Annotated in this window: 6 protein-coding genes; 1 reads left to right on the top strand and 5 read right to left on the bottom strand. The window is 61.8% G+C overall.

What is annotated here, in order from left to right; translation table 11 throughout:
- Positions 1-13: 13 nt before the first annotated feature.
- Both AC1D1X_RS13355 and AC1D1X_RS13350 read right to left on the bottom strand, forming a co-directional pair.
- Complete coding sequence (locus tag AC1D1X_RS13355; protein ID WP_477671224.1) at positions 14-1,108, bottom strand: tartrate dehydrogenase; 1,095 nt, start codon at positions 1,106-1,108, stop codon at positions 14-16.
- Between the two features lie 67 nt (positions 1,109-1,175).
- Entirely contained in the window at positions 1,176-2,054 is an 879-nt protein-coding gene (locus AC1D1X_RS13350) for an alpha/beta fold hydrolase (protein ID WP_477698441.1), read from the bottom strand.
- Positions 2,055-2,196: 142 nt separating this feature from the next.
- Between AC1D1X_RS13350 and AC1D1X_RS13345 the strand changes: the two genes are divergently transcribed.
- On the top strand, positions 2,197-3,174 hold the full coding sequence (locus AC1D1X_RS13345) for a LysR family transcriptional regulator (RefSeq protein ID WP_477671023.1): 978 nt from the start codon (positions 2,197-2,199) through the stop codon (positions 3,172-3,174).
- Here the strand turns inward: AC1D1X_RS13345 and AC1D1X_RS13340 are convergent.
- The 3 genes from AC1D1X_RS13340 to AC1D1X_RS13330 all read right to left on the bottom strand — a co-directional run.
- Positions 3,119-3,997 (bottom strand): DMT family transporter, encoded by an 879-nt coding sequence (locus AC1D1X_RS13340; protein ID WP_477671225.1) that lies wholly within the window; start codon positions 3,995-3,997, stop codon positions 3,119-3,121. The two genes, AC1D1X_RS13345 and AC1D1X_RS13340, sit on opposite strands and share 56 nt — an antisense overlap.
- A gap of 85 nt (positions 3,998-4,082) precedes the next feature.
- Positions 4,083-4,649, bottom strand: a complete 567-nt coding sequence (pgsA, locus tag AC1D1X_RS13335) for a CDP-diacylglycerol--glycerol-3-phosphate 3-phosphatidyltransferase (RefSeq protein ID WP_477671024.1) — start codon at positions 4,647-4,649, stop codon at positions 4,083-4,085.
- 141 nt (positions 4,650-4,790) lie between these two features.
- A partial coding sequence (locus tag AC1D1X_RS13330) for an excinuclease ABC subunit UvrC (protein WP_477698440.1) occupies positions 4,791-6,140 on the bottom strand: 1,350 nt, incomplete at its 5' end.

The raw sequence follows: 6,140 nt of genomic DNA, 5'->3' as shown, positions 1-6,140 counted from the left end.
CTTTATGACGGTTTCAGGAAGCGGACAGGGCCTCAGCGACGGCCTTGCCAAGGTCTGTCGTCCCGGCTTTTCCGCCCAGGTCCGGGGTGCGCGGCGCACCGCTTCCAGGGCTCAACACCTTTTCAATTGCAGCGAGGATGCCGTCATGCGCATCCTTGTGCCCCAGGAACTCCAGCATCATGGCACCGCACCACATCTGCCCGATAGGGTTGGCAATGTTGCGGCCCGCAATGTCCGGGGCCGAGCCGTGCACCGGTTCGAACAGCGAAGGAAACTTCCGCTCAGGGTTCAGGTTGGCGCTGGGCGCAATGCCTATGGTGCCCGTGCAGGCCGGCCCCAGGTCACTCAGGATGTCGCCGAAGAGATTGCTGGCCACGACCACGTCGAAGAAGTCGGGCCGCTGCACAAAATGCGCCGTCAGGATGTCGATATGAAATTTATCTAGCTGAATGCCTGGATAGCTTTTTGCCATCTCGGCCACGCGCTCGTCCCAGTAAGGCATGGAGATGGAAATGCCGTTGGACTTCGTCGCACTGGTCAGGTGCTTCTTGGGACGGGACTGGGCGAGTTCAAAGGCGAACTTCAGGACGCGGTCCACGCCGATACGGGTGAACACCGATTCCTGCAGCACAAACTCGCGCTCCGTGCCGGGGAAAGCCCGCCCGCCAATGCTGGAATATTCGCCCTCGGTGTTTTCGCGGACGATGTAAAAATCTATTTCACCAGGTTGCCTCGCGCTTCCGTCACGCCTGACCACCGGTGCAATGATGCCGGGCATCAGCCGCGCCGGCCGCAAATTGATGTACTGGTCGAACTCACGCCTGAACAGCAGCAGCGAACCCCACAAAGACACGTGGTCGGCAATTTTCTCGGGCCATCCCACCGCACCGAAGTAGATCGCGTCATGGCCGCCAATCTGGTCTTTCCAGTTGTCCGGCATCATCTTGCCGTGCTTTTCAAAGTAGTCCCAGTTTGAAAAATCGAAGTGGTCAAACTGCAGGTCAATGCCGTATTTGACGGCCGCAGCCTCCAGCACACGCACGCCTTCTGGCATAACCTCTTTGCCGATGCCGTCGCCTGCAATGACGGCGATGCGTTTTTTTCCGATGCTCTTGCTCATGGTGTTCCTTTTTGACTGTAGTTGGCGTTAATTTGACCCGTTGAGAGCCGCTGATTCAGGGTTTGAAAAAACTCAGCGCTTCTGCCAGCAACAACGCCGGCGCTTCTTCCGCAATGTAGTGACCGCAAGGCAGGCTCCGGCCCGAGACATCTTCAGCCCGGTCCCGCCAGAGGTCCAGCACATCAAAGCATTGGCCCACCGCGCCATGTTCACCCCACAGCACGCGCAGCGGCTGCGCCAGGCGCCGGCCGGCCGCGACGTCCGCGCGGTCGTGCGTCAGGTCGATGGTGGCAGAGGCCCGGTAGTCGTCGCAGATGCTTTGTGCGGTGCCGGGAATTTGCGCGCAGCGTTCGTACTCGGCCAGGGCGGCCGGCGCGAAAGCCGCAAGGCCCGCATGGCGCTTACCCATCACGCTGCGCACGTAACGCACCGGATCGGATTCAATCAAGGCCTCCGGCAAAGGCGGCGGCTGGATCAAGAAGAACCAGTGCCAGTAAGCACGGGCAAATGCATCCGAGGTGTTGTCGTACATGGCCAGCGTGGGCGCGATGTCAAGCAGCATCAGCCGCTGAACCGCGCCAGGATGATCCGCCGCAAGGCGATGGGCTACACGCGCGCCGCGGTCGTGCGCCAGCACCTGGAACCGTTYGAACCCATGGTGACGCATGACAGCGACGGCATCCAGCGCCATCGCGCGTTTGGAATAGGCCTCGTGCGCTGAGTCCCCAGCAACCCTTGCGGAGTCACCGTAACCGCGCAGGTCCATCATCACGACGGTGAATTTTTTCGCAAGCTCTCCCGCAACCAGGTGCCACATCGCGTGGGTTTGCGGGTGCCCATGAAGCAACAGAAGTGGCACCCCTGCGCCGCCCCGCAGAGTGTGCAAGCTGCCGGCCGGGCCGTCGACATCGCACGAAACGAAATTCTCAAACATCAATCAGTCTGCCTTGGTTCGTCTTCGGTCGAGCAATTCCCCGGTGCCTTGAACGTTTTTTAGATCCTGACCCGATTTTGTAGAACAGTCGCATCCAATACAAGCAATAATCAGGCAATCAATTATTTCTAAAAAGGAATGAATGGAGCGCAGCGACCTTGAACTGGTGCTTGCCGTTCGCGACCACGGGAGCCTGGCGGCCGCAGCGCAAAGCCTGGATGTAGCGCCACCGGTGGTCACCAAGCGGCTTGCCGCGCTGGAGGCCAGGCTGGGCCAACGGCTGTTCCAGCGCACCACCCGCCGCGTCAGCCCCACCGCTGAAGGCGAAACAGTCTGCGAACGAGCCATCCTCCTCCTGCAGGGCTTCCAGGCGCTCGAGGCAGAGTTGCAGGAGCGAAAAGCGGAGCCCACAGGGTTGATCCGGCTCGCTGCAACTTTTGGATTCGGCCGCCTGTGGCTGGGCCCTGCGCTGGCGGAATTCCAGGAGCGTTATCCGCGTGTCGAGATACAGCTGGAGCTCACCGAGCATTTGCCCGACCTCGCGCTGGAAGGTTACGACGGCGCCATCTGGCTCTGGTCGATACAGGGGCGGCAGGCGGCGCAGTGGGTGTCACGCCGTCTTGCACGCAACCAGCGCATCATGGTGGCCTCGCCCCGCTACATCAAACAGCACGGCTCGCCCGCCAGCCTGGAGGCCTTGCAGGACCATGCCTGCCTGATCGTGCGCGAAAACGGCAATGCCCCGGGCCAGCGTTTTGATGTCTGGCCGCTGCACAGGGAACGAGAGAAAGCAGCGGTACGCGTTCGCGTGCAAGGCCCGCTGGCCAGCAATTCGGGGGAACTGGTACGCGACTGGTGCATGGAAGGCCGCGGCATCATGCTGCGCAGCCTCTGGGATATTGCACCGCACATCGCATCGGGCCGGCTCGTGCGCGTTTTACCGGCCTATTCAATGCCCGATGCCGACATTCACTGGCTGGCCCCCTACCGCACCGACCAGCCACGCCGTATTCGCCTGCTGATTGACCACCTGGTCGCACAGTTTCAGGAAGCGCCCTGGAAAACTACGCTGCCGCCGGCTTCGCGGCCCGCACCACGAGGCTCACGCCCAACGCCGTGAGCGCGGTGCCGGCAATCGTGCTTAGCGTAATGGGTTCGTCAAACAACAGCCATGCCATCAGGGCGGTCGTTGGCGGAACCAGGTACAGCAGGCTGGTCACGGCTGTTGCCGCGCCACGCTGGATCAAAAGATAAAGGAGGGAGCTTCCTCCCAGCGTGAGCACCAGCACCGACCACGCCATGGCGCCCAGAACCTGATGGTTCCACGTGATCGCTTCAGTTTCAAACAGCGCAAGCGGCAGAGTCACCACGAAAGCAGCGGCCAGCTGAATGGCATTGGCACTGCGCACATCGGCAGGTTTGACAAAACGTTTTTGGTAAAGCGTTCCCGCAGTGATGCTGAACAACGCAAAGACCGTGCAGGCCAGCGTCAGCGCCGTCACTTCATGGCCCGTGCCAAATTTGCGCGAAACCACCAGCAACAGCCCGCCCAGCCCCAGCGCCAGACCGGCCCACTGGCGTGAGGTGACCCTGGCCTCGCCGCCGTTAGCCTCGGGCGAGGCAACCCACGAAACCCACAGCGCAGTCAGCACTGGCTGAAGTCCGACAATGAGTGCCGTCAATCCCGAACCCATGCCCGACTTCACGGCAATCCAGACGCCACCCAGATAACCGGCATGCATCAACACGCCGGTCATGGCCAGATGCAGCCATTGCGCCCGGCCTTGCGGCCACGCCGCCCGGGCGAGCACGATCCAGACAAGGAAACAAGCAATCGACAGAAAATAGCGGATCGCCAGGAAAGTCAGCGGCGGCGCATAAGGCAAACCGTATTTGGCGACGATAAAGCCGGTGCTCCAGATCAGGACAAACACAGCGGGCATGGCCCGGATCAGCGCACCGGAAGAGGATGAAGAAGAGGAAGAACTCAAGAACAGAAGCCTTAGAACGGCAACACCAAGGGCAGGATTACTTGGCGCGCGCGCGGATTTCCGGGATGGCTTTTTTCAGGTAATAAATCATGGACCAGACCGTCAGGATGGCGGAGATCCAGATCAACCAGGTGCCCCACGCGTGCGTGTTGATCACGCCGAACAGCACGCCGTCAAACAGCAGGAAAGGGATGGCAATCATCTGCACCGTGGTCTTGACCTTGCCGAGCATGTGCACGGCCACACTTTTGGTCGCGCCAATCAGGGCCATCCACTCGCGCAGCGCAGAGATGGCGATCTCGCGGCCGATGATGATGAGCGCCACGAACACGTCGGCACGCTGCAGGTGCACCAGCACCAGCAAAGAGGCGCAGACCAGGAACTTGTCGGCCACCGGATCGAGGAAAGCACCAAAGGAAGAAGTCTGGTTCAGCTTGCGCGCCAGGAAGCCGTCCAGCCAGTCGGTGGCGGCAAACACGACAAACATCACGGTGGCAATCAGGTTGCGCTCCGTGGGCGCCAGGTTCAGGTAGAACACCCCCACGATCAGCGGAATCGCAACGATGCGGGTCCAGGTCATCAGCGTAGGGATGGTCAGAAACATGCCCCGATTTTGGCATGAGCCGTGCGGTGGTGCCGGATAGCGGTGCAAAGCACGCCAAAACAGTGCGTTCCGTTGCACAAATACATCTGAGCAAATTTCAAGGAACTGCTGCCCGAAACAGGGCACGCAACCGATGCGGCCTCAATGCAGGGCGCGGTAGATTTCCTCGGCCAGGTCCTTCGAAATGCCATCCACCGTGGCAATGTCTTCCGCGCTGGCCGAAGCGATGCCGCGAATGCCGCCGAAGCGCTGCAACAAGCTGGCGCGCCGCTTGGGGCCAATGCCGGCAATGTCCTCAAGCTTGCTGCCGCCCACCCGCACCTTGGCGCGCTTGGCCCGCATGCCCGTGATGGCGAAACGGTGGGCTTCGTCGCGGATCTGCGCGATCAGCATCAACGCAGCCGAATCCCGCCCTAAATAGACCTTGTCACGGCCGTCCGCAAACACGAGCTCTTCGAGGCCAACCTTGCGGCCCTCCCCTTTTTCAACGCCGGCAATCAGGCCCAGGTCCAGGCCCAGTTCTTCGAACACTTCGCGTGCCATCGACACCTGCCCCTTGCCGCCGTCGACCAGCACCAGGTCGGGCAGTTTGGCCTCCCCATTGCGTGCGGCTTCAGCCAGCCGGGTATAGCGGCGCATCAGTACCTGCCGCATGGCGGCGTAGTCGTCGCCTGGCGTGATGCCTTCGATGTTGTAGCGGCGGTATTCGCTGTTGACCATCTTGTGCTCCTGGAACACGACACAGGAGGCCTGGGTCGACTCACCGGCCGTGTGCGAGATGTCAAAACATTCGATGCGCAGCGTGTCGAGGTTGTCGAGCGGAAGATCCAGCGCCTCGGCCAGCGCGCGCGTGCGCGCCTGCTGGGAACCTTGCTCCGCCAGCAGCCGGGCCAGCTGGAGGCCAGCGTTCTTCTGTGCCATTTCCAGCCAGATGCGGCGCTGCTCGCGCGGCTGGTGAAGGGCCGTGACCTTGATCCCGGTCTGTGCGCTCAGGGCGTCCATCAGCTCTTTGTCCACCGGCTCGCTGCACACCAGGGTGGGTGGAGCCGGCACATCAATGTAATGCTGCGCAATGAAGGCTTCCAGCACCAGAGCCTCCAGGGATTTGCCCGCAGGTGCGGGCGCAGGAACCGGCGGAACACTTTCACCGGCCGCCCCGGCTTGCGCTGCCAGCCTGGCATCCGCATCGATCTCGGCATCCAGTGCCGCGACGTCGGTGGCGTTTTCCACGTGGCTCGGAAAGTACGCCCTGTCGCCCAGGTGGCGGCCGCCACGCACCATGGCCAGGTTGACGCAGGCCTTGCCGCCCTGCACTTTCACCGCCAGGATGTCGACGTCCTTGTCGCCGCCGATTTCCATGGACTGCTGGTGCAGCACCTTGGACAGTGCCGACATCTGGTTACGCAACTCTGCGGCCTGCTCAAACTCCAGCTTGTCGGCATGCACCAGCATTTTTCTCTCAAGCTCGGTCAGGATGTCCTGGGCCTGGCC

The sequence above is a fragment of the Polaromonas sp. P1_G4 genome (assembly GCF_056405475.1).
Note: the sequence above shows the minus strand (reverse complement) of the source record. Positions and strands in the feature narration are given on the sequence as shown.